Raw genomic sequence first — 25,626 nt, forward strand, 5'->3', positions numbered from 1 at the left:
CAAAGCGCCGGTAGCGTTAGTGAGCGAGCGGCTGCGTCACGTCCTGACCGAACCACTGCATGGAGATCTTCTTGAGCGTGCCGTCCTGCTTGAGCGAGGTGAGCGCGTCGTTGATCGCCTTCTCGAACTTCGGATTGCCCTTGCGGAACGGAATGGCCATTTCCTGATCGGCGCCCGGCACCACGGCGCCCGGACGCAGCGGCAGATTCGACGTCTTGATGATGTACGGCAGCATCAGGCGGTCGTCCATCGTCGCGTCGATGCGCTTCGTGGCCAGGTCGCGCAGCTTCTCGGGCGCGCCGGGATACGTTTGCACGTTGATGCCCGGCACGGCGCGCGCCATCTGGTCATAGTTGGTGCCGAGCGTCACGCCGAGCTTCTTGTCGCCCTTGAATTCTTCGAGCGTCTTGAACTCGCGCTTGTCGTCGGAGCGCTGAATGAGCTGGGCCGCCGAATACGTGTACGGCTGACTGAAGTCGAGCGCCTGCTGGCGTTGCGGCGTGATGGTCACCTGATTGACGATCACGTCGAACTTGCCGGCCTGCAGCGCCGCGATAATGCCGCTCCATTCGGTGGGAATGAACTCGGGCTTGACCCCAAGCTTGGCCGCCACGGCCTTCGCGACGTCCACGTCGAAGCCGACGAGATCGCCCTTGCTGTCACGGGAATCGAACGGGGGATAGGTGCCTTCGAGACCGATCTTGAGCACCCCGGCCTGTTTGACGGAATCGAGCAGATCTTCCGCATGGGCGGAAATGGCGGTAAATCCCAGTGCCGATACGGCAAGCGCGCTAGTGAACAGGAGCTTCGTCAACTTCATTCAACTTCCCCTCTTTATCTGGATGTCTGGACTGCTTCGCGATGGCACATCAGCGCCCCCCGAGGCCGCGTCGCTAGAGAATACTACGATCGGCAGCGCGATCGTAGCCCGCACAACTGAGTACTTTCCCGCGCTAAAGCGGCGCGAAACGCTGCACGGGGTGCCATCAGCCCGCCGAGGCATTTATCGCCTTCACCGCCTCTAACGCGCCGCCCACCATCTCGCGCACCACCGGCTCGACTTTCTGCGCGAGCGTCGGCACGTAGTCGAAGGGCGCTGCCTCGCTCATGTACGTCGACTGGCACATTTCGAGTTGCACGGCATGCACGCCGTCCTGTGGCGCGCCGTAATGACGCGTGTTGTAGCCGCCCTTGAAACGGCCGTTCGCGATCCACGTGAAGTCGCTCGCAGATGCCGCGCGCTCGACCGCCGCCTGGACCGCGGGCGCCGCCGTGCGTCCGTCCTGCGTGCCGATGTTCAGATCGGGCAGCTTGCCGTCGAATAGCCGTGGCAGCACGCTCGCAATCGAGTGCGCTTCCCACAGCAGCACGTTGGCGTGCTGCGCGCGCAGGCGCTGCAGCTCGGCGCGCAGCGCATCGTGATACGGCTGCCAGTACGTGGCGACGCGGCTTTGCCGCTCATGCGCGTCAGGCACACGGCCCTCGCGATAGAGCGCCTCGCCGCGAAACGTTTCGGTCGGGCACAGCGAAGTCGTCGTCTGCCCCGGATACAGGCTTTCGTCATTGGGCGGCCGGTTCAGGTCGATCACATAGCGAGACACGCGCGCACCGAGTATCGTCGCGCCCAATGACTTCGCAAACGCATAGAGCCGGTCGAGATGCCAGTCGGTATCGGCGACCGTGAGCGCGATATCCGTATAGGCGTCGCGCAGTGGCTCGGGTATCTGCGTGCCGAGGTGGGGAATCGAGATCAGTAGCGGCGCCGTGCCGCGTTCGAGCAAAAAGAGGTCGGTCATGTGGGCTCCGTTCGGTTGGCCGGGCACTCAGGCGTCGGCGAGGAGATGGTGCAGCGCCTTGCGATAGTCGGCGTACAGGCGCGTTTCGTCGCGGTGGCGCCGCTGCGCGACGACTTGCTCGCCGCTCACATACACGTCGCGCACGGGCGTCTCGCCGTGCTCGCAGAACACGACTGAGGAAAGCCAGGTTTGCGGATGCTGCTGCGTGAGGCTCGGATGCTGTGCGTCGAGCACGAGCCAGTCGGCGCGGGCGCCCTCCTGCAATGCGCCCACCGCGCGTCCTGTGGCGCGCGCGCCGCCAGCGAGCGCCGCGTCGAACAGTCGGTCGGCGACCTGCGCGGTCTCGGGCGACGCGAGCACGTTGCGTTCGCGCCGCGTGAGCCGCTGCCCGTATTCGAGCAGGCGCAGTTCGGCGCGCCAGTCCACGCCGATATGGCTATCGGAGCCGATGCCGAAAGCGCCCTGCGCCGCCAGGTAGTCGCGGGCCGGGAAGATGCCGTCGCCGAGATTCGCCTCCGTCGTGAGGCACAAGCCCGCCACTGCGCCGCTCTTCGCGAGCGCCAGCGTCTCGTTCATGTCGACGTGAGTCGCATGCACGAGACACCATCGCGCGTTCACGTCGAAGCGATCGAGCAGCCATCGCAGGGGCCGCGCGCCCTCGGCTGCGAGGCACGCGTCCACTTCGGCTGTCTGCTCGGCGATGTGGATATGCACGGGCGCGTGTGGCAACACGGCATCGAGTCCTTCTAGCAGCACGCGTAACGAGTCCTGCGAAACCGCGCGCAGCGAATGGGGCGCTACGCCATAGCGCAATGCCCCGTGTTCCGGCTGAAAGCGTCGCATTGATTCAACGATGGCGAGCAACTGGTCGGGCGTGTTGATGAAGCGCCGCTGGTCGTCGCGCGGCGCTTGCTCGCCAAAGCCGCTGTACTGGTAAAGCACCGGCAGCATGGTCATGCCAATGCCGCTCCCCTCTGCGGCCTTCACCACACGCTGCGCCAGTTCAGCGGGGCTCGTATAACGCTGGCCGTCCTGCGCGTGATGCACGTAGTGGAACTCGCAGACGGACGTGTAGCCCGCTTTGAGCATTTCGACGTAGAGCCAGCTCGCGACCGCGGCAAGATCATCAGGCGTGATGCGTGCAGCGAACCGGTACATCAGGTCGCGCCAGCTCCAGAAGCTGTCGGTGGGATTCGCGCGATATTCGGTGAGGCCCGCCATCGCGCGCTGGAACGCGTGCGAATGAAGATTAGGCATGCCAGGCATGAGCGGACCCGCCGCATACGCGACGCCCTTCGGCGCTTGCGCGAGATCGGGTGTCACACCGCGCAGCGTGCCCGTTGCGTCCCATTCGAGCAGCACGTTGCGGCGCCAGCCGCCGGGCAGGTACGCGTGGTCTGCGAAGAGCGTGTTCGTCATAGCTCATGCCCGCGACAACACCGCTTGCAGGAAGCTACGCGTGCGCGGCTGCGCCGGCGCGGTAAAGATCGTCGACGGCGGCCCTGCCTCGACGATCTCACCGCCGTCCATCACCACCACGACATCGGCCACTTCCTTCGCGAAGCCCATCTCGTGGGTGACGACCACCATGGTCATGCCCTCGGAAGCCAGCAGCTTCATGACCTGCAGCACCTCGCCAACCAGCTCCGGGTCGAGCGCCGAAGTCGGCTCGTCGAACAGCATCACGCGCGGCTGCATGGCGAGCGCGCGCGCAATGGCGACACGCTGCTTCTGCCCGCCCGAAAGGCTCGCCGGCATCACATGCGCCTTGTGCGCGAGCCCGACTTTCTCGAGCAGGGCAAGCGCGGCAGACTCGGCCTGCGGCTTCGAAGCGCCGCGCAACATGCGCGGCCCAACCGTGATGTTGTGCAACACCGAAAGGTGCGGAAACAGGTTGAACGACTGGAACACCATGCCGACTTCAGTCCGCAGCGTATTGAGCGCGCGCTCCTTGAGCATCGCGCCGTTCTCCACGAGGCGATGACCGCAGATATCGACCGTGCCGCCCTCGGGCTGCTCGAGCCCGTTGCAGCAACGCAGGAACGTGCTTTTGCCCGAACCGCTCGGGCCGATCACGACGACCACCTGCTGCGGCTGAATATCGAAGTCGATGCCATTGAGCACGAGGTGCGAGCCAAACGACTTCTTGAGTCCGCGAATGCTGACGATCGGATCCGGTTGCGCGCTCATTGCACCATGCCTCCTGCGCGCAAGCGGCGCTCGACGCGATGCAGCGCATAGTTGGTGGTCTGCGTGAGCACGAGGTAGACGAGCGCAATCACGAGGTACACCTCCAGCGAACGATACGAAACGCTGATGATCTTCTGGCCTTCATGCATGAGGTCGTCGATCGTCAGCAGCGAGACCAGCGCGGAATTCTTGATGAGCGCGATGAATTCGTTGCCGAGCGGCGGAATCATGCGAACGACGGCCTGCGGAAGGATGATCGCGCGCATGGCCTGCCCCGCCGACATGCCGATCGAACGCGCGGCTTCCATCTGCCCGCGATCGACGGACTGGATCGCGCCGCGCACGATCTCCGAGACATAGGCCGCCGAATAGAGTCCGAGCCCTAACATGCCGCAGACGAACGCCGGCAGCAGAATGTTGAACTGCGGCAGCCCGAAGAACAGCAGGAACAACTGCACGAGCAGCGGCGTACCGCGAAAAAAGACGAGGTAGCCGGTGCAGAAGCCGTAAATGAGCCGTCGTTGCGGCGCGAGCCGGCCGATGCCGATCAGAAGGCCGAGCATGCAGCTGAGCACGAGCGCCGCGGCGGTCACTTCAACCGTGACCAGCGCGCCGTGTGCGATATCGGCCCAACCGGCAATCGCCGGAGAGAAGTCGAGTTGCATGGATCAGATCCGCCGCGTCACTTCGAACCCGAGCCGAACCACTTGTTCACGATCTGGGCGTAGGTGCCGTCCGCCTTGATCTTCGCAAGCGCGGCGTTGAGCGAATCGCGCAGTTGCGGTTCGTCCTTGCGCACCGCGATGCCATAGGCCTCCTTCGTCAGCTCCGTATCGAGCACGCGAAATCCTGGGCGCGTACGCGCGAACTGATACGCGGCGGGCTTGCCGGTGATGGCGGCGTCGGCGCGGCCAATGCCGACCAGGTCGAACATTTCCTGGTTCTTCTCGACCTCGACGCGCGTGACCTTCGGGTAGTTGTCGCGCAGGAAGTTCACCGACTTCGTCCCGACCTGCACTGAGACCTTCTTGCCGTCGAGATCGGCGAGCGTCTTGATCGGCGAGTCGGCCTTCACGAGCGCGACGAGGCCGCCCGCGAAATACGGCTGCGTGAAGTCCACCACCTGGCTGCGTTCAGGCGTGATGTAGATGCCGGAGATCGCGGCGTCGAAGCGGTGCGCGATGAGCCCCGGAATCAGCCCCTTGAAGTCGATGTCGGTCCACTGGACCTGCTTGCCCATGGCCTTGGCGAGCGCGTTCATGAGGTCGACGTCGAAGCCAGTGCGCTGGCCGTTTTCCGTGAACTCCATCGGCGGGAACGTCGCATCGGTCGCGACCTGGAGGACGTTCTGCGCTTGCGCGCTCGCAGTGCCGGGAGCGGCGGCGGCGAACATCGCGAATGCGACGCAGGTGGCAGACAGCAGTTTATGCAGTTTCATGGTTGGACTCCTGTGTGGTTTGTCGGGACGCTGCGTTTTGGCTTCGGGCGCTGGCTTCTGTCGTTGCAATCAATCGGTTTGCAGGCGGGTTTGCAGGCGCTCGGAAATGGCGTGCGCGGTGCGCAAGGTCCAGTCGGCGAGTTGCAACTCCCGGCCCGCCACGCGCGACGACGGCGCCATCAAGGTGATCGACGCGTTCGCGTTCGCGCCGCGCGCCACGCGCCGGAACACAGGCGCGCTCACGCCCCATACGCCGGGGTCGACTTCGCTTTCGCTGACCGCGTAGCCGCGTGCGCGAATCTGTTCCAGCTCCGCTTCGATCGCGGCGCGGCCCTTTGCGTCGCCGGCGAAGATGCGATCGAGCGCCTCGCCCCGCGCCTTTTCGTGCATGAACGCGAGCAATGACTTGGCCGACGCTCCGGCCTTGAGCGCCACCGCGCGCCCCTTCTCGAACGAGCAGCGCAGCGAATGCGTGCTTTCGATCATTTCGAGGCAGACCACCTGATCGTTCACCGCAACGACGAGTCCGACGCTCTCCTGCGAGGTCCGCGCGAGTTGAAGCATGCCTTCACGGCTCGATTCGACGAGCAGCGAATTGACGTCGAAACCGAGCGCAAGCTGCAGACTGATGGGGCCCGGCGCGTAGTAGCCGGCGTCTTCGGTCACGAAGCCCCAGCGCTTGAGCACGGCGACCTGGCGGTAGAGTGTGCTCTGCGCGAGACCCGTTGCCGCGAGCATGTCCTTCGCGGACATCGCCTTGCCGCGGCTCGCGAGTGCCGAAAGCACCAGTAGCAGGCGCTCTGCGCCAGTAACACCGGGTTCCTGTTTCACCTGGAGGACGGAGGCTGAATGGATGCAGTCAGCATGCCACGCCACTCCCGGAAATCAAAAATAGGATTCCCATCGAATGGGAAAGATGTGAGAGGGTTTTCCCTGGAGATGTCCCGCGTGGGTGAGCGCGATGTCTTTTACCCGCTTCTGGTAATGTCACGCACATGCAAACGATCCTCTCCATCGAGAATCTCTCGAAAGTCTATGCATCGGGACTCCGGGCGCTCACGAACGTCAACCTCGACATCCAGCGGGGCGAAATCTTCGCACTGTTGGGGCCGAATGGCGCGGGCAAGACGACGCTGATCAGCATCATCTGCGGCATCGTCAATGCGAGCGAAGGCAGCGTGCGCGTAGCCGGTCACGATATCCTCGCCGACTACCGCGCCGCGCGCTCACTGATCGGCCTCGTGCCGCAGGAGCTGACGACCGACGCGTTCGAAACAGTTTGGGGCACCGTCTCGTTTAGCCGCGGCCTGTTCGGCAAACCGGCCAACCCCGCGTATGTCGAGCGCGTACTGCGCGACCTGTCGCTGTGGGAGAAGCGCAACAACAAGATCATGACGCTCTCGGGCGGGATGAAGCGCCGCGTGCTGATCGCAAAGGCGCTTGCGCACGAGCCGCAGGTGCTGTTTCTCGACGAACCGACTGCGGGTGTGGACGTCGAACTGCGCCGCGACATGTGGGAACTCGTGCGCGGGCTCAAGGCAAACGGCGTGACGATCATCCTGACGACCCACTACATCGACGAGGCCGAAGAGATGGCCGACCGCATCGGCGTCATCAACGCGGGCAAAATCATGCTCGTCGAGCGCAAGGACGTGCTCATGCGCAAGCTGGGCCGCAAGCAACTGACGTTGCAACTCGAAGCCCCGTTGAGCGCCATTCCGGAAGGACTCGCCGCCTGGGGGCTGGAGCTGGCCGACGGCGGCACCGAGCTGACCTATACCTACGACAGCGAAAACGAACGCAACGACATCATTACGCTGCTCAGAAACCTGAACGACGCCGGCATCGGCTTCACGGACCTGAAAACGAGCCAGAGTTCGCTGGAGGACATCTTCGTGAGTCTCGTCCATAAAGACCCGCCGGCCGCTTCGCCATTCGCTGCACCTGCGGTCGCGGAAGACGGCAAAGGACAGGTAAAAGGACAGGTAACCTCACGATGAACCACTACGCAATTCGCGCCATCTACCGGTTCGAAATGGCGCGCACACGGCGCACGCTGATGCAGAGCATTGTCGCGCCGGTTATTTCGACCTCGCTCTATTTCATCGTATTCGGCTCCGCGATCGGTTCGCGCATCAAGGAAGTGAATGGTGTCAGTTACGGCGCGTTCATCGTGCCGGGCCTCATCATGCTGTCGCTCCTTTCGCAGAGCATTTCGAACGCGTCGTTCGGCATCTACTTCCCGCGCTTCACGGGCACGATTTACGAACTGCTCTCGGCGCCCGTGTCCTACCTCGAAATCGTGATCAGCTATGTCGGCGCGGCGGCGACCAAGTCGGTCGTGCTCGGGCTCATCATCCTCGCGACAGCGGCGCTCTTCGTGCCAATTCAGATCCAGCATCCCGTGTGGATGGCGCTGTTTCTGCTGCTGACGGCGGTCACGTTCAGCTTGCTCGGCTTCATCATCGGCATTTGGGCGGACAACTTCGAGAAACTGCAAATCGTGCCGCTCCTGATCATCACACCGTTGACGTTCCTCGGCGGCGCCTTCTACTCGGTCGACATGCTGCCGACCGCATGGAAGGTGATCACGCTGTTCAACCCGATCGTCTATCTCATCAGCGGTTTTCGCTGGAGCTTCTACGGGCTCGCGGACGTCGACGTTGGCGTGAGTCTCGGCATGACGGCTGCCTTTCTCGCGGTGTTCCTCGCGATCACCGCGTGGATCTTCAAGACGGGCTACCGGCTGAAAACCTGACGTTAGCGAATCAGCCGGCCGAACGCCTCGAACTTCAGGCCGGCACCTGCCCCGGTGCGCTGTCGAGCGGGCCGTTTTCGGGGCGGTTCAACGGGCCGCCAAACGAGCCGTCCAGAATACGAAGCTTGTCGGTCATATCGGGAAAACTGTGACCGGCGGCGCGAAGCTCATTCACGAGCCGATGCCCAACGGCGCGGCAGTGAGCCAGCGTCTCGTGCAAACGCGGCTCCGACTGCAGACCGGTCACCGCCCGCTCCAACTCAGGCGGTGATTCGCTCAGCAGCGCGGGAACGACTTCCTCCGGTGGGATCAGCGAGCCGTGACTCAGCAGTTGCGCGGTCCAGTCGCATCCGTACAGCAGTGCGCGTCGTTCGGCTCTGCGCGCTTCGTCCTGCTCGAGCGTGGCGAGGCTGTGGCGGCTTTTCTGAATCTCGGCGCGCCACGGCGCAAGGATATCGGCACGCAGCGCCGCTATCGCTTCGCCGAGCGCAGCGTTTTGCCCGCCCGCTACGAGGCGGCGTTCTTCGAGCCGGTCTGCTTCGTCCCGATAGCTTTCGAGGTACGCCAGCCAGTTCAACGGCAATTCCGGTTTTTCGAAAAACGCGCGGCGCACTTCATTGAGTTCGTTGCGAATATCTTGCAGCGCCTGGTTATCGGCGAGCCGCGCTTCATGAACGTCGTGGGCCGTCACCATCTGCCGATGCAAAGGGAAAAGTGGATTGCTGTAGCGCCGCTGTAGATGTCGCTCCGCCGCACCCGGCCGGGCGCTCCATTTCCAGTTGGGCAGCGATTTCGCGTCGAATTCGACCGCCTGGATCATCGGCCGGAAAACAGACAGCGCTTCGTCGGTGGCGTGGCGAAAGCAGTCCGCCAGCTTGTAGTCGTTGCCTTGCAGTAAGACGCCCGCATCCCCCGCATAAGGCGACTCGGGCCGAAGCCTCAGCGTGCCGGTGGCGAGAAAGAATTCCATCGGCAGTTCGACGCTCACGCCTTCCAGTGTGAACGTGCGCTGATTGGCGGAAATGGTCTCGACAGCATGCGCAAGGCGGTTTTCCTCGTCGAGGAGCGTGTCGATCGCGTCTCCCGACGACGGCTGCGCGGCGTCGGCAAGCAGGCAAAACGTTTCGCGCGCCATTCTCGCCGCGATGCTGCCGTGCTTCTCGGCAAACAGCCAGAACCAAAGGGCGAGCTGATAGCCCTTGACCCCATTTTGAGCGGTGGTTTCGACTTCGGGTGTGAACGCGATGCCGGGCGCAGCCCAGTTCGCGAACGGCGGTGTGCCAACGCCCTGATACATGCTCAGGAGTTGGCGTATCGATTCATGCGTATCGGTGGGCCAGTTGCGCGCTTCTTCCTGGCGCTTCTCTGTTTTCCAGAACCTCCAGTCCATTCTGCACCTCGCTAGAGAGCAAGAGCATCGGTGCTACTCGCTGCGAGCGATACTTGCACACTCCGCCGAGGGCGTAAACCGGTGATGTCCGCTGTTGCCCTTCAAGCCCCGCTCAATTCGTGATGTAGCGCGACAAATTCGCGCGTGAGTTTGTGCGCCGGATCGAGGTGAACGACGGGCTTGGCCTGTTGATGGGATTCGCGAATCTTCACCGACGACGACAGCCGCGACGACAGCACCGGCAACCCTTCATCCACGAGTTCATCGACAAGCTTCTGCGGCAGGCTCGCGCGCGGCTGAAACTGGTTGATGACGATGCCTTCAACCGTGAGCGCGGCATTGTGATCCTGCTGAATCTCCTTCACGTTCTCGAGCAGCGTGTAGAGCGCGCGGCGCGAGAAGTCGTCGCAGTCGAATGGAATGAGGCAGCGCTCGACCGCGATGAGCGCGGAGCGCGTGTAGAAGTTCAGCGCAGGCGGCGTGTCGATGTAGATCGCATCGTACATGTCGAGCTCTTTGAGCGCGTCGCGCAGCTTGTAGATCTTGTAGCGCGACTCGAGCTTGCCGTGCAGCGTGTCGAGATCGGGATGCGCGGGCATCACGTCCAGATTCTCGAAGGGCGTCGAATGAATGAACGACGTGACGTCGATGGGCTTGAAGCTGAAGGTCAGCGCGGTTTCGAAGAAGTCGGCGACGTTGGGCTTTGCATTGGTGGAAGCGGCCCCGAGCAGGTACTGGCTCGAATTTGCCTGCGCGTCGAGGTCGATGACGAGCGTACGCTGCCCCTCATTCGCGCTGATTGCTGCGAGATTACAAACGATCGTTGACTTGCCTACGCCACCCTTCTGATTGAACACCACACGCCGCATGTCTTCGCTCCCCTGTTTCTCGTCAATTCACAATGAGACGGATGGGGCTCAGCATACCCGATGCGGCGGTGCAAAAAAGTTTTTTGGTGGCGGTTTTCTCGGCGAGCGGCTAATTACATGACCACTTCATTTTCCCGTGCCGTTTGGTTGGTTATAACCACTGCCGTCGCATGCGTAACTCGCGGTTGCCGGAAGCGCCAGGACAAGCGAAACAGCCAACAGGGCTGCAAAAACGCGTCGAGCTTTCATTTGCTTTCCTCCTGTTCAAACGTAAGCCGGTGCGTTAAGGATAGGTCAGATGGACTTACCGCGTGCTTTTGTGTGATTACGTGTCATTACGACCCGAAGACTCCGCTCAAATGTGTCCCCAAAACCTGCGCTGCACCTGCATCACTTCTTCCTCGACCTCGGCCACCGGGCCGATCAGGTCAACGCGCTTCTGGCAATGGTCGAAGACATACCGCGACGACACACTCATCGTCGGATTCTCCGCGTGATTGCCCGTGGCTTGCAGCAGTCGCTCTTCCGTCATGCCGAAAACCACGCGCCCAATGTTCGCCCAATAGGCCGTGCCCGCGCACATGCAACACGGCTCGACCGTCGTATAGAGCGTGCAACCCCACAAGTATTGCGGCGTAAAGTTGAGCGCGGCGGTGCGTGCAAGCACCGCTTCCGCATGATTGACGGTATCGACATTGCCCTGTTCGATGAGAACCGACTCCTGATCGGGCCCGACGAGAATGGCGCCAAACGGGTGATGACCCAACAGCGTCGCGCGTTCCGCGACCAGGCTTGCGTGACGCAAATGGCGGACGATCTGTTCGCGCGTCGGCGCCAGCCCTTGCTCAGGAAACGCCGCTGCGTTCTGCGGCGGGGAAATGGTCAGGCTCAAAGTGTGTCTCCTCCTTGTTAGCGGTGTTACTTCGGCAACGCGCCGTCCACGCCCTGTACGAACCAGTTCAGCCGCAGCAACTCGGCGTCCGGCAGCGACGCGCCCGCGGCCACCTTGATCGCGCCGCTCTGATCCTTGATCGGTCCCGCGAACGGATCAAACTTGCCAGCAATGATGTCGTCGCGCTTTTGCGCGAGCGCTTTTTGCACGGCAGGCGATACGGTTGCCGTGTTGATGTCGGCGAGGTCGATGGCTTTTTCCTTGAGACCCCACCACGTTGGCGTGTTGGTCCACGTGCCCGCTTGCACCTGTTCTACCAGGTGAGAGTAATACACCCCCCAGTAGCTCACGCATGCGCCCAATTGGGCGTTCGGGCCGAACTTCTTCATATCGGAGTCCCAACCGAACGCGTGCACTTTCTTTTGCTCGGCGGTCTGCATCGTCGCCGTCGAATCGGTGTTCTGGATCAGCACGTCCGCGCCCTGGCCGATCAGCGTTTCGGCCGCCTGCTTTTCCTTACCCGGATCGAACCAGCTATTGATCCATATGACCTTGACCTTCGCGTCCGGATTGACCGAGCGCGCGCCCATTGTGAAGGCGTTGATGTTGCGCACCACTTCCGGCACCGGCACCGAGGCGACGAAGCCAAGCGTATTCGTCTTCGTCGTATAGCCGCCAACGAGCCCGGCGAGATACGCGCTCTGGTACGTGCGCACGTCATAGGTTGCGAAGTTCGTGGCCTTCTTGTAGCCCGTCGCATGCTCGAATACAACATCGGGATAATCTTTTGCGGTCTTCAGTTCGAAGTCCTGAAAGCCGAAACTCGAGCCGACGATAATCTTGTTGCCCTTGCTCGCGAGGTCCCGAAACACGCGCTCAGAATCGGCCGATTCGGGCACGTTCTCCACGCGCGTGACCTTGATCTTGTCGCCGAACTTCGCTTCGATCGCCTTCACGCCCTGTTCGTGCGCATAGGTCCAGCCTGCGTCGCCGGGATTGCCGAGGTAGACGAACGCGACGCCCATCGGGGCCGCGGCGGTGGCCGCGGGGCTCACCGCGGCACAGGCGCCAAGCGTGGCGAATACTGTAGCCACGAGGCGCAGTGAGCGCACCGCCGCGCAAGCGAGTTTTGTTGCCATGAAGTCTCCGAAACAGGGAATGGGAAGGACGCGGCGCGGCGGTAGTCCGCCGACTTAGGTCGCGTTAGCAAAGATAGTGGTAAATCAAAATTAAGGCCGAAATTACGATTCATTATGTGATGAATAACGGAATCGATATAACAGCGACGCGTCGTTGAAGCACGCAAACGTCCAGGGCTTCACGCTGGAACGCGTCGTGCTTGCCAAACCCGTTGCCCCTTCAACTTTTGCGCTCGGGAGACCTGCCATGGAAACCGCACTCGTCACGGACTTTTCGCACGTCAAGCTGCAGGACACGTCATTCACCGGCGGTGGGCTGCGCGACTTCTTTGTGTATCGAGACCTGGGGATCGCCAATGCGACGCACGGCAAGGTGGTCGCGCAACTCGTCAGGGCAAATCTTGCGCCGGAATTGGGCACTGGCTGGCACCGGCATGAGGCAGATTTTCATATCGTCATCATGCTCAAGGGCTGGGCGCGCTTCATGTACGGCGACAAGGAAACGCTCGTCGAAGCGGGAGACTGCGTGCATCAGGCGCCGGGCATCGCCCATTACCTCTTCGATTACTCGCCCGACATGGAGTACCTCGAAATCGTGAGCCCCGCCGACTTTAAGTCGATCGACGTGGAAGCGCCCTGCGCCGTGCCCGCGCCGACGTCGTGGCAAGCGAGCCCCGCGCTGTAGCGCTCGCCCTATTTGGGCTGCGTTTCGGCGGCGCGGCTGATCGCCGATGCGGCATGCGCTTCGGCGTCGAGCAGTGCGCGCAGGGTCACCTGATCGTCGCCCGGCGCCTCCGACGCCGCAATGCGCAGCGCGCGCGGCTCGTGGTCGTGAATGGTCGCACGCACGAGAGGATAAATCTGCGTGTCCCAGCGGCGGCCGTTGAATACGCCGTAATGACCCACGCCAGTCTGCACATGATGCGTCTTCATATAAGGGCGCAGCCCCCGGCACAGATCATGGGCGGCAACGGTCTGGCCAACCGCGCAGATATCGTCCTTCTCGCCTTCGATCGTGAGCAGCGCGGTGCGGCGGATCGCGTGCGGCTCGACGAGGCGCTCGCCCACCTTGAGCTTGCCGAGCGGCAGTTCGTACTCCTGAAACACCGAGCTGACCGTTTCCAGATAAAACTCCGCGGCGAGATCGGACGTGGCAAAGTACTCGCGATAGAACACATTGAGTGCATCGGCTCGCGTGGGGTCGCCCTTCGCCCGCTCGTGGCGCATCTCCTCGAACGAGGCGAGATGACGCTCCAGGTTCATCGACATGAACGCACTGAGCTGCACGAAGCCCGGATACACGCGACGCTGCGCGCCGGGAAAACCGCCCGGCACCGCGCTGATGAGATTGCGCTCGAACCACGTGATCGGCTTGCTGTTGGCGAGTTCGTTGACCTTGGTGGGATTCACGCGGCAATCGATCGGACCCGCCATCAGCGTCATGCTCGCGGGCTGCGCGGGATCGTTGTCGGCGGCCATCAACGATACGGCCGCGAGCGCCGCGACCGTCGGCTGGCAGATCGCCACCAGATGCGCATCGGGGCCGATCCGTCGAATGAAGGACATGACGTGCTCGACGTATTCGTCGAAGCCGAAGCGGCCCGCCGACAAGGGCACGTCGCGCGGGTTGTGCCAGTCGGTGATATAGACGTCGTGGTCGGCGAGCATGGTGCGTACGGTACCGCGCAGCAGGGTCGCGAAGTGCCCCGACATTGGAGCGACGAGCAGCACGCGCGGCTGCGGCGCGGCCACGTCCTTGCGAAAGTGGAGCAGCGAGGCGAACGGCGTGCGCTTGACGACGGCTTCGCTCACCGGCGTGCGCACGCCGTCCACGTCCACAAAATCGATTTCAAACGGCGGCCGCGCGTGCGAAAGCCCGGCAAGCTCGATCTGCTCCCACCAGGCATCGAGATAGCGCGCGTCGAATCCGCAAGCGAGCGCGGGCCAGGCCGCGAGCGTCGCGCGGGAGAACGACGCGCTAGCACGCCCGAACCTCGTCAGGTCCGCGAACGTCTGATAGACCAGATAGGCAAGCAGGTTCATGGGCACGGCTCTCAATTGTCTTGAACGCCAAGCGAAGCAGGCAATACGTATGCCAGAAGCGTTGACTGGCACAGTGCTTGCGCCTTCCCGGCACAGCGAGCCATGCGTGCGCAGGCCCTCGCGCGTTGGCCGGCGCGCCACGCCATGGCAACAGGGCGCGAGTGTATCGCGCAAAGCGCCGGCTGCGCCGCCTTCCTGCATGCCGCAATGTAGTGCGCCGAATGGCGCGAGAGGTGCATACCGGGGCGATGCGCGCATTCGGTGCATGCGGCTTCCCGCGCTTGGCCACCGTGTCCTTACCGTTCTGGAGCGCCCCATGAATCAGACGACCACGACCCTGACGATCAGCAGCCGGAACTATTCGTCTTGGTCCATGCGCGGCTGGCTGCTCGCCAGACTCGCTGGACTCGAATTCGACACGGTAACGGTGCCGCTCGACGACGCGGCCACGCGTGCCGAGTTGCTGCTGCTCTCGCCTTCCATTCTCGTTCCCTGCCTGCGCCACGACGGCATCGCGGTCTGGGACACGCTCGCGATCTGCGAATACCTCAACGAGATCCAGCCCCACGCGCAGCTGTTGCCCGTGGACCGCACAGCCCGCGCGCACTGCCGCTCGGTCTGCGGGGAAATGCATTCGGGCTTCAGCGCATTGCGCTCGGCGCTGCCGATGAACCTGCGCGGCCACTTTCCGAACTTTCGCGTCTGGTCGCGCGCGCAGGACGATATCGGGCGTATCGTGACTATCTGGCGCGAATGTCTGCAAAAGTATGGCGGGCCCTGGCTCTTCGGCGAGATCGGCGCGGCGGACGCGATGTACGCACCCGTCGTCACACGCTTGCTAACGTACGACGTACCGATCGACCCCGACATCGGCGACTACTGCATGCGCGTACTCAAGCAGCCTTACGTCGCTGAATGGATCGCGGCGGCCCAGTCGGAAACCGAGGACATCGACGAACTCGATATGGAGTTCTGAGCGTCAACAAAGCGTCACCGCGCACCAACATCGGGCATGACACGTTGCCCCTGCGTCGGCATGGAAGTTGCGTTGCCCCATGCAGCCCGAATACCGAACAGTATGAAGAAGCACTAAAGGCGCGAAAAAAGCAGCGCAAAAAAAGCAGCGAACGGAAAAACGCACATGACGCAAACATTCTTCAACGAGATGTTCGAGTACGGGGAATTCGACGTTCGCGGCCTCGCCGCCACGGCGTTCGCGCAGGCCGGCGAGCCGCGCGCCCACTACCGCGAATTCTTCACATGGATGCGCAGCCAGAGCGAGCAGCAAATGCTCAAGAAGCGCGCCGAAGCCGATGCGATCTTCCGTCGCGTGGGCATCACCTTCGCCGTGTATGGCGAGAAGGACGTCACGGGCGCGGGCACCGAGCGCACGATTCCCTTCGACGTGATTCCGCGCATCTTCCAGCGCCAGGAGTGGAACACGCTCGAGCGCGGTTTGCGTCAGCGCGTGAACGCGCTCAACCGCTTCATCCACGACATTTATCACGAGCAGGAAATCGTGAAGCGCGGCATCGTGCCCGCCGACCAGATCCTGCGCAACGCGCAATACCGCCCCGAGATGCAGGGCGTACACGTCGCACACGACATCTATGCGCATATCGCGGGCATCGATGTCGTGCGCGCCGGCGAGGGTGAGTTCTATGTGCTGGAGGACAATCTGCGCGTTCCCTCCGGCGTTTCGTACATGCTGGAAAACCGCAAGATGATGATGCGGCTCTTTCCCGATCTGTTCGTGCGCAATCGCGTGGCGCCCGTCGCGCACTATCCCGACCTGCTGCTCGATACGCTACGCGCCGCCGCGCCTTCCGGCGCAGACAACCCGACCGTCGTGCTGCTCACGCCGGGCACGTACAACTCGGCGTACTTCGAGCACGCGTTCCTCGCTCAGCAAATGGGCATCGAACTCGTGGAAGGCCAGGACCTGTTCGTCGAGAACGATCACCTTTATATGCGCACGACGCAGGGCCCGCAGCGCATTGACGTGATCTACCGGCGCGTGGACGACGACTTCCTCGATCCGCTCGTCTTCCGCTCCGATTCGACGCTTGGCGCGGCGGGCCTCATGAACGTCTACCGCAAGGGCAACGTGACGCTGTGCAACGCGGTGGGCACGGGCGTGGCCGACGACAAGTCGATCTACCCTTACGTGCCCGACATGGTGCGCTTCTATCTGGGCGAGGAACCGCTGCTCAAGAACGTGCCCACGTGGATGTGCCGCAAGACCGACGACCTGCAATACGTGCTCGACCATCTGCCGGAACTGGTCGTGAAGGAAGCGCACGGCGCGGGCGGCTACGGCATGCTGATCGGTCCCGCTGCCACGCGCGCCGAGATCGAAGCGTTTCGTGCGGCGCTCGTCGCACACCCGGACAAGTACATCGCGCAGCCTACGCTCTCGCTCTCCACCTGCCCGACCTGGGTCGAAACGGGCGTCGCGCCGCGCCACATCGACCTGCGCCCGTTCGTGCTCTCGGGCAAGGAAGTGCGCATGGTGCCGGGTGGGCTCACGCGGGTCGCGCTGCGCGAGGGCTCGCTCGTGGTCAATTCCTCGCAGGGCGGCGGCACGAAAGACACCTGGGTGCTCGAGCGCTGAGCCGGCGCATCAACTTACTCAAGCGGCGCGTGAGCGTTCACGACCGCGAAGACGAAGCCGAGATCACGCGATGAACGAAGCGCAATTTGTCGATGACAGGCGTTGGCAGCGCGAACGGATAGCCGTCGGGCATACCGAGGCTGCGGTTCAGGCTGTTGAGCGCGTAGGTGAGCGGAAACCAGCGCGCCATGAGGCCGTCGAAGCTCGCCTCGTCCACCGGCGTCTGGTCGACCAGCGTGGGCTCGTCGGGGCTGTCGGGCAGCAGCGCGAGGCCGCAGGCCGTTGCCGTGTCGAGGGTATCGACGATATGCAGGTAGTGCGCCCACGTCTCGGCCCAGTCCTCCCACGGATGCACCGACGCATACGCGCTCACGTGGCGCTCGGCCCAGTCGGGCGCGGGGCCCTCGGCGTAGTGCGCGGCGAGCGCTTCGGCATAGTCGGCGCGCTCGTCGCCGAAGCGGCGGCGAAACGGTTCGAGCCAGCGCTCCGTTGGCCCCCGCGCGATGAGACGATCGAAATAGTAATGGCCGACCTCGTGGCGGAAATGCCCCAGCAAGGTGCGATACGGCTCGTGCAGCGAGACGCGCGTGCGCTCGCGCTGCGCGTCGTCGGCCTCGGCGATGTTCATCGTGATGAGGCCGTGATCGTGGCCCGTCATGATCGGCTGGCCATCGCCCGTCTCTTCGAGGAACTCGAATTGCAGGCCATGTTCCGGGTCTTCGGCGCGCGTGACGAGCGGCAGGCCGAGCGCGCCCAGTGTATAGAGCAGGCGCCGCTTGGCCGTTTCGAGGCGATACCAGTAAAGGCGGTTCTCGGGCTGCGAGAGGTTGGGGATTGTGCGCGTGAACTGGCAGGCGCGACACAGCGTGTCCTCGGAATCGGCCGGGATCATGCCATTGCAGACGTTTTCGATTGCGTAGTTGTGGCACTGGCGAAAGAGCGCGCCGTCTGCCTGCGCATTCAGGCTGCGCCAGCGGCCCTCGCCGGCGTCTTCGAAGGCGTGCATCTCGCCCGTCTGCGGCACGTAGCCAAGGCGCGCCTCGCACCGTTCGCAGTGCTCGTTTTCGAAAAACACCAGCTGATTGCATTGGTCGCAGTGAAAAGTCTTCATAGCCGCATTCCTGAGATGGCCGCGCGGGCCGCAACGCTTCGCGCAGCACGCGGCGTGCCTCGCACGCGCGTGGCGCGGTTGTCGCCTCGGCTGTCACAGCCCGCACTCGCGCCATCCGCATCATACGCACGCTGCCCCGTGCGCCGCTTCGCCCTTTTTCCGCCGTTCCATCCACGTCGATCGAGGAGTCGGGTGTGTCCATCCGTGTCGCGTTAAACCATGTCACGCAGTATCGCTATGACCGGCTCGTGCGCCTCGCGCCTCACGTGGTGCGCCTGCGCCCCGCGCCGCACTGCCGCACGCCCATCCTCTCGTATTCGATGCGCGTGGAGCCCGCCGGTCATTTCGTCAACTGGCAGCAGGACCCGTTCGCCAACTATCAGGCGCGGCTCGCGTTTCCCGAGCCGACGCGCGAGTTCAGCGTCACGATCGATCTGGTCGCGGAAATGGCGGTGTACAACCCGTTCGACTTTTTTCTCGAGCCGAGCGCCGAGCGCTTTCCGTTCACCTACGCGCCCGAACTGGCCGCCGAACTCGCTCCGTATCTCGTGCCCTGGGCCGCGCGCGGCGAGCCCACGCCGCGCTTCGCCGCGTTCGTCGAGTCGATCGACCGCACGCCGCGCGTGACCATCGACTTTCTCGTCGATCTGAACCAGCGCCTGCAACGCGAGATTGGCTACCTGATCCGCATGGAGCCGGGCGTGCAGACGCCCGAGGAAACGCTGGAAAAGGGCTGCGGCTCGTGCCGCGACACGGGCTGGCTGCTCGTGCAGACGCTGCGTCAACTCGGGCTCGCGGCACGATTCGTTTCGGGCTACCTGCTGCAGCTCACACCCGACATCAAGGCGATCGACGGCCCGCGCGGCGCCGAGGCCGACTTCACCGACCTGCACGCCTGGTGCGAGGTCTACCTGCCGGGCGCGGGCTGGATCGGGCTCGATCCGACCTCCGGGCTGCTCGCGGGCGAAGGCCATATTCCGGTGGCGTGCACGCCGGAACCCGGCAGCGCCGCGCCGATTTCGGGCGCGCTCGACGAATGCGAAGTCGAGTTCTCGCATTCGATGTCGATCTCACGCGTGCTCGAAACGCCGCGTGTGACGAAGCCCTACACCGAAGCGCAATGGGCCGACATGCACGCGATGGGTGTCCAGGTGGACGCCGCGCTCACCGGCCAGGACGTGCGCCTCACGATGGGCGGCGAGCCGACCTTCGTGGCGGCGGGCGACCGCGATGCGCCCGAATGGAATACCGACGCGCTCGGCCCGACCAAGCGCCGCTACGCCATCGCGCTGATGGACAAGCTGCGCGCCCACTATGGCGCGATGGGCTTCCTGCATATCGGCCAGGGCAAGTGGTATCCGGGCGAGCAGTTGCCGCGCTGGGCGCTTTCGCTCTTCTGGCGCACGGACGGCGAGCCCTGCTGGCGCGACCCTACGCTCTTCGCCGACGAGCGCTCGCTCACCCACCATACGGCCCAGGATGCGCAGCGCTTCATCGCCCACCTCGCTGCGAAGCTCGCGGTCGATCCCGAGCACGTGCAGCCGGGCTACGAGGACACCTGGTATTACCTGTGGCGCGAGCGCCGCCTGCCCGTGAACGTCGATCCATTCGACTCGCGCCTCGACGACGAGCTGGAGCGCATGCGGCTGCGCCGCATATTCGACTCGGGCCTCGACACCGTGACCGGATACGTGCTGCCGCTCGCCTGCGAGCGCGGCGAGCCGTCGGCGACCCAGCCCGCCTTGCAGGGCCCGCGCTGGGTGAGCGGCCCCTGGTTCTTCCGCGACGAGCGCATGTACCTCATTCCCGGCGACTCGCCGATGGGCTACCGGTTGCCGCTCGATGCGCTGCCGTGGGTCGCGGCGGGCGACTACCCGTGGCAGCACACGCGCGATCCGTTCGCCGCGCCGGCGCCGCTGCGCAGCGCGGCCGAGCGGCGCATGCAGTACGAGGCGAGCTACGATGCCGCCGCGCACTCGCGGCATGGGCAAAGCGCGGGAAGCGCCAACGCAACCGAAACAAACCGCTACCCCGAGCGCGGCGAATCCGCCGCCTGGATCCACCGCACCGCACTGTGCGTCGAAGCGCGCGACCCGGCGCGCGCCGCAGGGCCGAAAGCCGAAGCGGCATCCTATGGCCGCGCGCAAGGCCAGTTGCACATCTTCATGCCGCCGCTCGCCGAACTCGACGATTACCTCGACCTGCTCGCCGCAGTCGAAGCCACCGCCGCGGACCTCGCGCTGCCCGTCGTGATCGAAGGCTATCCGCCGCCGCGCGACCCGCGCCTGAAAATGCTCCAGGTCACGCCCGACCCCGGTGTGATCGAAGTGAACATCCACCCGTCGTCGAACTGGGACGAGCTGGTCGAGCGCACCGAATTCCTCTACCAGGCCGCGCACGAAACGTTGCTCTCCACCGAGAAGTTCATGCTCGATGGCCGGCACACCGGCACCGGCGGCGGCAATCACCTCGTGCTCGGCGGCGCCACGCCTGCCGACAGCCCGTTCCTGCGCCGCCCCGACCTGCTCGCGAGCCTCGTGGCCTACTGGCACAACCATCCGTCGCTTTCGTATTTGTTTTCGGGCCTTTTCATCGGGCCGACGAGCCAGGCGCCGCGCGTGGACGAAGCGCGCAATGATCAGGTCTACGAACTGGAAGTCGCGTTCGCCGAAATCCAGCGTCAGGTCGATTTGCTGCGCGGTTTCGGGAGCCCCTTCGACGATGGCCCGCGCGTGCCGCCCTGGCTCATCGACCGCACGCTGCGCAACATCCTCATCGACGTGACGGGCAACACGCATCGCGCCGAGTTCTGCATCGACAAGCTCTACTCGCCCGACGGCCCGACCGGGCGCCTCGGCCTGCTCGAGCTGCGCGGCTTCGAAATGCCGCCGCACGCGCACATGAGCCTCGCGCAGCAACTGCTGCTGCGCGCGCTCGTCGCGCGCTTCTGGAAAACGCCGTACACGCAACGCCTCACGCGATGGGGCACCGAACTGCACGACCGCTTCATGCTCTCGACCTTCGTGCAGATGGACTTCGACGACGTGCTCGCCGAAACGTCCAAGGCGGGTTTCGCGCTCGACGCCGCCTGGTTCGCGCCGCACTTCGAATTCCGCTTCCCGCTCGTGGGCGAGTTGCAGACGAGCGGCATCGCGCTCTCGGTGCGCCATGCGCTCGAACCGTGGCACGTGATGGGCGAGGAAGGCGGGGCCGGCGCCACGGTGCGTTACGTCGATTCGTCGGTGGAGCGGCTCGAAGTGCGCGTGCTCGGCATCAACGAAAACCGCCATATCGTCAGCGTGAACGGCCGCGCGTTGCCGCTTCAGCCCACCGGGCGCGTCAGCGAGAGCGTGGCGGGCGTGCGCTTTCGCGCGTGGCAGCAGTCGACGTCGCTGCATCCGACCATCGGCGTGCACGCGCCGCTCACGATCGATATCGTCGACACCTGGAACGCGCGCGCGATCGGCGGATGCCAGTATCATGTTGCGCATCCTGGTGGCCGCAGTTATGAGACGTTTCCGGTCAACGCCTACGAGGCCGAAAGCCGCCGGCGCGCGCGCTTCTTCACGACCGGCCACACACCGGGGCCGCTGGAAGTGGCGCCGCCCGAGCGCAGCCTCGAATTTCCGTTCACACTGGATCTACGCCGCGGCGAATTGCGGCCGATAACCCGTCAAGAGCCCTAACCGAAGGCGCGCCTCGCGAACGAGGCGCGCTGTCACGACCCACGATCTTGCCGACCCAATCCACCCTGCCGTTCGATTCCTCCGCCAGCAACGAAGAGGCGAGCGCGCCGCTGCGCACGCTGCCGGTGCGCGCCGGACACTGGGACGAGCTGCAAACGGCGGACGGCGAACTGCGTGAGCCGTGGCGGCAGTTTTTCGGCCTGCTCGGCAAGCCGGGTGTGGCGGGATTCGACAGCGCCGCAGCAACGGTCGCGCGCCAGGTGCGCGAGAACGACATCACCTATAACGTCTACGCGGACACGGGCGGACCGCGGCCGTGGGCGCTCGACGTGCTGCCGTTCGTCATCGACGAAGCCGAATGGGCGCAGATCGAGCGCGGCGCCGCGCAGCGCGCGCGCCTGCTCAACGAGATCGTCGCCGATATCTACGGGCCGCAAACGCTGCTTGCGCGCGGCCTGCTGCCGCCCGCGCTGGTATTCGGCCATCCCGGCTATCTGCGCGCCGTGAAAGGCTTCGTGCCGCCCGAGGGTCAGTACCTGCAGATCGTCGCCCTCGACCTGGCGCGCTCGCCCGAAGGCCAGTGGACAGTCGTCTCGCACCGCACGGAAGCGCCCTCGGGACTCGGTTATCTGCTCGAAAACCGGCTCATCGTTTCGAGCCTCTTCGCCGAGCCGTTTCGCACCATGCGGGTGCACCGTCTCGCGCCCTCCTATTCGCAACTCGTCGCCACGCTCGCCGCGGCTGCGCGCGCGGTCATGAGCGCCGAAGAGCGCAGCGTGAGCGGCGCGTCCGCGCATATCGTGCTGCTCACGCCGGGGCCGTTTAGCGAGACCTACTTCGAGCACGTGTTCCTCGCGCGCTACCTCGGCCTCACGCTCGTCGAGGGCAAGGACCTCACAGTGCGCGACGACATGCTGTACCTCAAGACGCTCGACGGCCTGGAGCGCGTGCACGCGGTGCTGCGCCGCCTCGACGACACCTTCTGCGACCCGGTCGAGCTTCGCGCCGACTCGACGATCGGTGTGCCGGGGCTGCTGCAGGTCATGCGTGCGGGCAACGTGATGGTCTCGAACGTGCCGGGCGCCGGCTTCGTCGAATCGCCCGCGCTGCACGGCTTCATGCCCGGCATTGCGCAGGCGCTGCTCGGCGAGGAACTCGCGCTGCCGGGCGTCGCGACCTGGTGGTGCGGCGAAGACGCGGCCTGGCGCGATGCGCTCGCACAGGTGCCCGAGGCGCTGCTCGTGCCGACGTGGCCAGACGCTGCGAACGCGTCGCCCACGCCGCCCGGACTCGCCGCCGGGCTGCAAACGCTCGCGGACTGGCGCGAGCGCATCGAGCAGTTGCCCGACGCCTTCACGGTGCAGCAGCCGCTGCGCTACAGCTATACGCCGCGCTATGAGAACGGCGCCGGCATGCTCGGCGCGCGGCCCGCCGTCCTGCGCGTCTACGCGATTGCCGACCAGGAATGCGGCTGGCGTGTGCTGCCCGGCGGCTTCACGCGCCTGGCGGCAGAACATCAGGAATCCGTATCGATGCAGATGGGCGGCAGCAGCGTGGATACCTGGGTGCTGTCGAGCCAGCCCGGTTCGACCTTCACACTTCTGCCGAGCCCGATCAAGCCCGGTGAGCTGCGCCGCGAGCGCCGCCGCGTGCCGAGCCGCTCAGCGGAGAATCTGTTCTGGGCAGGCCGTTACGGCGAGCGCGCCGAAAACGGTGTGCGCCTGTGCCGGCTGATTCTCGGCTCGCTCGAAGGCAGCGACGCCGAAGAGTTGTTCGGCACCTTCATCGAACTGGCCGCCGCCAATGGCCTCGTGCCCTCCACGGGCGATGAAGCGCGGCGCAACCTCGACGACTTCGAGCGCGCGCTCGTCGCCAATCTGCACGAAAATGCGGGCGCAACGGGAATCGGCCGCACGCTCGCGAGCCAGGCGTACGCGTGCGGCGAGATTCGCGGCCGGCTTTCGAACGACCATTGGCGCACCGTGCTTGCCTCGCGCAACGACTTCCGCGACGCGCTCCACGCGCTTTCGCTCGTGCCACCGGCAGCGCGCAACGGTACAACCCTCGAGTTCAGGCGTCACACGCCGTACGACCGTATGGCGCTGATGGGCGCGCTCGATGCGCTCGCCACGCAGTTGAGCGCCATCAGCGGCTGCCAGGGCGACCGCATGACCCGTGACGAAGCCTGGCGCCTGCTGTTCGCGGGACGCCATATCGAACGCGTGGCGACGCTCGCCACCATGTTGCGTATCGCCGCGCACGAACGCACGCTCGCCACGCCCGCGGGCTTCGACGTGCTGCTGCAACTGTTCGACAGCACGCTTACGTATCGCTCGCTCTATCCGGGGCGCCTGGAAGTGCCCGCCCTGCTCGACGTGATCGTGACCGACCCGACCAATCCGCGCGGCCTCTACGGCGTCTATGCGCGGCTGCGCGCGCGGCTCGACGAAATCGCCCAGGCATCGCGCGGCCCGAGGCGTGAGCCGTTCGCCTCGCAGCTCGCGCCCATCGAGGCGCTGCCCACGCTGGAAACGCTTTGCGAGCCCGGCGATGACGGCCGCTACCCAGCGCTCACCGCACTGTGCGACAGTCTCGCCGAGCGCATGGCCGCGATGTCGAACGAGATCAGCGCACGCTGGTTCAGCCACGCCGTGCCGCTCGCCGCACAGGTGTGGTCATGAACGGCGCGCGCCTCGCGGTCACGCACCGCACGACCTATCGATATTCGACGCTCGTCGAAACCGCGCAGCATCTCGCGACGATCCGTCCGCTCGACCTGCCGTGGCAGCGCGTGCTCGCACACCGCGAACGGATCGAGCCCGCGCCGTCGTATCAGACGAGCCGCCGCGACGCATTCGGCAACGAGGTCCTCTACTTCTCGTTCGACGCGCCGCACGACTATCTGCAAATGACGAGCGAGACGAGCGTACTGCTCACGCCGCGCTACGATTCGCTCGATATCGCCGCGACACCCGCTTGGGAAGACGTCGAGTGCATGCTGCGCTACACGGCGGGCGGCGCGTTCCATGCGGAGTCGGAGTTTTGCTTCGCTTCGCCGAATATCGCGTTACAGCCCGGAATGCGCGCCTACGCGCTCGCGAGCTTCACGCCTGGCACCCCCGTTCTGGCCGGCGCGATCGACCTGATGCATCGCATCCATACCGACTTCGAGTACCTGCCCTCGGCAACGGCGTTCGACACACCCGCGGCGCGCGCGTTCGAACTGCGCCACGGCGTGTGCCAGGACTTCGCCCAGGTGATGATCGGCTGCCTGCGCTCGATCGGGCTCGCGGCGCGCTATGTGAGCGGCTATCTGCGCAACGACCCGCCCGAAGGCGCACCGCCGATGATCGGCGCGGACGCCTCGCATGCGTGGGTGTCGCTCTACGTGCCCTCGGGAACGTCTGCACCCTCTGCATCGTCCGCACCCTCTGCCGGCTGGATCGATCTCGATCCGACCAACGACGTGCTCGCCGATCAGGGCCACGTGACGCTCGCCATCGGCCGTGATTACACCGACGTGTCGCTTCTGCGCGGCGTCATTCTTGGCGGCGGCGCGCATCAGGTGGACGTGGCGGTCAGTGTGAACGCGAATTGATCGACGTGCTCGGACCCAGCGTCGAAGTCGTCAAGAATTTGCGGCGCAATTGCGGGTAATTGCGTAAGGCTAAAAGCGTGGCTGCATGCAGGCGCGCGCGAT

21 protein-coding genes are annotated in these 25,626 nt (G+C 64.6%); 8 read left to right on the forward strand and 13 right to left on the reverse strand.

What is annotated here, in order from left to right:
- Positions 1–16: 16 nt before the first annotated feature.
- The 7 genes from JMY28_RS04185 to JMY28_RS04215 form a co-directional block, all read right to left on the reverse strand.
- Positions 17–820: a transporter substrate-binding domain-containing protein gene (locus JMY28_RS04185; protein WP_201694652.1), complete on the reverse strand. Its 804-nt coding sequence runs from the start codon at positions 818–820 to the stop codon at positions 17–19.
- Between the two features lie 166 nt (positions 821–986).
- Positions 987–1,796, reverse strand: a complete 810-nt coding sequence (gene hutG, locus JMY28_RS04190; RefSeq protein WP_201694653.1) for an N-formylglutamate deformylase — start codon at positions 1,794–1,796, stop codon at positions 987–989.
- Between the two features lie 27 nt (positions 1,797–1,823).
- Entirely contained in the window at positions 1,824–3,215 is a 1,392-nt protein-coding gene (locus JMY28_RS04195; protein ID WP_201694654.1) for a formimidoylglutamate deiminase, read from the reverse strand.
- Between the two features lie 3 nt (positions 3,216–3,218).
- Positions 3,219–3,986 (reverse strand): amino acid ABC transporter ATP-binding protein, encoded by a 768-nt coding sequence (locus JMY28_RS04200; protein WP_328809369.1) that lies wholly within the window; start codon positions 3,984–3,986, stop codon positions 3,219–3,221.
- Positions 3,983–4,651 (reverse strand): amino acid ABC transporter permease, encoded by a 669-nt coding sequence (locus JMY28_RS04205; protein ID WP_201694655.1) that lies wholly within the window; start codon positions 4,649–4,651, stop codon positions 3,983–3,985. Before JMY28_RS04205 ends, JMY28_RS04200 begins: the two co-directional genes overlap by 4 nt.
- Before the next feature lie 17 nt (positions 4,652–4,668).
- Positions 4,669–5,424, reverse strand: a complete 756-nt coding sequence (locus JMY28_RS04210) for a transporter substrate-binding domain-containing protein (RefSeq protein ID WP_201694656.1) — start codon at positions 5,422–5,424, stop codon at positions 4,669–4,671.
- A 69-nt stretch (positions 5,425–5,493) separates the two neighbouring features.
- The gene (locus JMY28_RS04215) at positions 5,494–6,255 is read right to left on the reverse strand and encodes an IclR family transcriptional regulator (RefSeq protein WP_201694657.1); all 762 of its coding nucleotides are present in this window, start codon (positions 6,253–6,255) and stop codon (positions 5,494–5,496) included.
- 164 nt (positions 6,256–6,419) lie between these two features.
- Here JMY28_RS04215 and JMY28_RS04220 point away from each other — a divergent pair, with 164 nt between their 5' ends.
- Positions 6,420–7,424, forward strand: a complete 1,005-nt coding sequence (locus tag JMY28_RS04220) for an ABC transporter ATP-binding protein (RefSeq protein WP_201694658.1) — start codon at positions 6,420–6,422, stop codon at positions 7,422–7,424.
- Positions 7,421–8,182, forward strand: a complete 762-nt coding sequence (locus tag JMY28_RS04225; RefSeq protein ID WP_201694659.1) for an ABC transporter permease — start codon at positions 7,421–7,423, stop codon at positions 8,180–8,182. The genes JMY28_RS04220 and JMY28_RS04225 overlap by 4 nt, the downstream gene beginning before the upstream one ends.
- 34 nt (positions 8,183–8,216) lie before the next feature.
- Here the strand turns inward: JMY28_RS04225 and JMY28_RS04230 are convergent, their stop codons facing one another.
- From JMY28_RS04230 to JMY28_RS04245, 4 genes are all read right to left on the reverse strand, one after another.
- Positions 8,217–9,572 carry a tryptophan leader peptide gene (locus JMY28_RS04230; RefSeq protein WP_236596686.1) on the reverse strand — a complete coding sequence of 452 codons (1,356 nt, stop codon included), beginning with the start codon at positions 9,570–9,572 and terminating at the stop codon, positions 8,217–8,219.
- Between the two features lie 101 nt (positions 9,573–9,673).
- The gene (locus JMY28_RS04235) at positions 9,674–10,441 is read right to left on the reverse strand and encodes a ParA family protein (RefSeq protein WP_201694660.1); all 768 of its coding nucleotides are present in this window, start codon (positions 10,439–10,441) and stop codon (positions 9,674–9,676) included.
- A gap of 355 nt (positions 10,442–10,796) precedes the next feature.
- Positions 10,797–11,333, reverse strand: coding sequence for a nucleoside deaminase (locus JMY28_RS04240; protein WP_201694661.1), 537 nt, complete (start codon positions 11,331–11,333; stop codon positions 10,797–10,799).
- Between the two features lie 26 nt (positions 11,334–11,359).
- Positions 11,360–12,472 carry a BMP family ABC transporter substrate-binding protein gene (locus JMY28_RS04245; RefSeq protein ID WP_201694662.1) on the reverse strand — a complete coding sequence of 371 codons (1,113 nt, stop codon included), beginning with the start codon at positions 12,470–12,472 and terminating at the stop codon, positions 11,360–11,362.
- Positions 12,473–12,719: 247 nt separating this feature from the next.
- Here JMY28_RS04245 and JMY28_RS04250 point away from each other — a divergent pair, with 247 nt between their 5' ends.
- Positions 12,720–13,157: a cupin domain-containing protein gene (locus JMY28_RS04250; protein WP_201694663.1), complete on the forward strand. Its 438-nt coding sequence runs from the start codon at positions 12,720–12,722 to the stop codon at positions 13,155–13,157.
- A gap of 8 nt (positions 13,158–13,165) precedes the next feature.
- Here the strand turns inward: JMY28_RS04250 and JMY28_RS04255 are convergent, their stop codons facing one another.
- On the reverse strand, positions 13,166–14,515 hold the full coding sequence (locus JMY28_RS04255; RefSeq protein ID WP_201694664.1) for a polyhydroxyalkanoate depolymerase: 1,350 nt from the start codon (positions 14,513–14,515) through the stop codon (positions 13,166–13,168).
- Between the two features lie 316 nt (positions 14,516–14,831).
- Between JMY28_RS04255 and JMY28_RS04260 the strand changes: the two genes are divergently transcribed.
- Together JMY28_RS04260 and JMY28_RS04265 are read left to right on the forward strand one after the other, a co-directional pair.
- Positions 14,832–15,491, forward strand: coding sequence for a glutathione S-transferase family protein (locus JMY28_RS04260; protein ID WP_201694665.1), 660 nt, complete (start codon positions 14,832–14,834; stop codon positions 15,489–15,491).
- Between the two features lie 165 nt (positions 15,492–15,656).
- On the forward strand, positions 15,657–17,129 hold the full coding sequence (locus JMY28_RS04265) for a circularly permuted type 2 ATP-grasp protein (protein WP_201694666.1): 1,473 nt from the start codon (positions 15,657–15,659) through the stop codon (positions 17,127–17,129).
- A 37-nt stretch (positions 17,130–17,166) separates the two neighbouring features.
- Here the strand turns inward: JMY28_RS04265 and JMY28_RS04270 are convergent, their stop codons facing one another.
- A complete protein-coding gene (locus tag JMY28_RS04270) occupies positions 17,167–18,240 on the reverse strand; it encodes a zinc-binding metallopeptidase family protein (RefSeq protein ID WP_201694667.1) in 1,074 nt (357 codons plus the stop codon).
- A 194-nt stretch (positions 18,241–18,434) separates the two neighbouring features.
- Here JMY28_RS04270 and JMY28_RS04275 point away from each other — a divergent pair, with 194 nt between their 5' ends.
- Genes JMY28_RS04275 through JMY28_RS04285 form a run of 3 tightly spaced genes read left to right on the forward strand, consistent with a single transcriptional unit; the run spans position 18,435 to position 25,524 of the window.
- The gene (locus JMY28_RS04275; RefSeq protein ID WP_201694668.1) at positions 18,435–21,926 is read left to right on the forward strand and encodes a transglutaminase family protein; all 3,492 of its coding nucleotides are present in this window, start codon (positions 18,435–18,437) and stop codon (positions 21,924–21,926) included.
- A gap of 47 nt (positions 21,927–21,973) precedes the next feature.
- Positions 21,974–24,607 carry a circularly permuted type 2 ATP-grasp protein gene (locus JMY28_RS04280; protein WP_201694669.1) on the forward strand — a complete coding sequence of 878 codons (2,634 nt, stop codon included), beginning with the start codon at positions 21,974–21,976 and terminating at the stop codon, positions 24,605–24,607.
- Positions 24,604–25,524, forward strand: coding sequence for a transglutaminase family protein (locus tag JMY28_RS04285; RefSeq protein ID WP_201694670.1), 921 nt, complete (start codon positions 24,604–24,606; stop codon positions 25,522–25,524). The genes JMY28_RS04280 and JMY28_RS04285 overlap by 4 nt, the downstream gene beginning before the upstream one ends.
- The last annotated feature ends 102 nt before the right edge of the window (positions 25,525–25,626 follow it).

This window comes from Paraburkholderia hiiakae, from assembly GCF_904848665.1.
In the GTDB taxonomy this organism is placed as follows: domain Bacteria; phylum Pseudomonadota; class Gammaproteobacteria; order Burkholderiales; family Burkholderiaceae; genus Paraburkholderia; species Paraburkholderia hiiakae.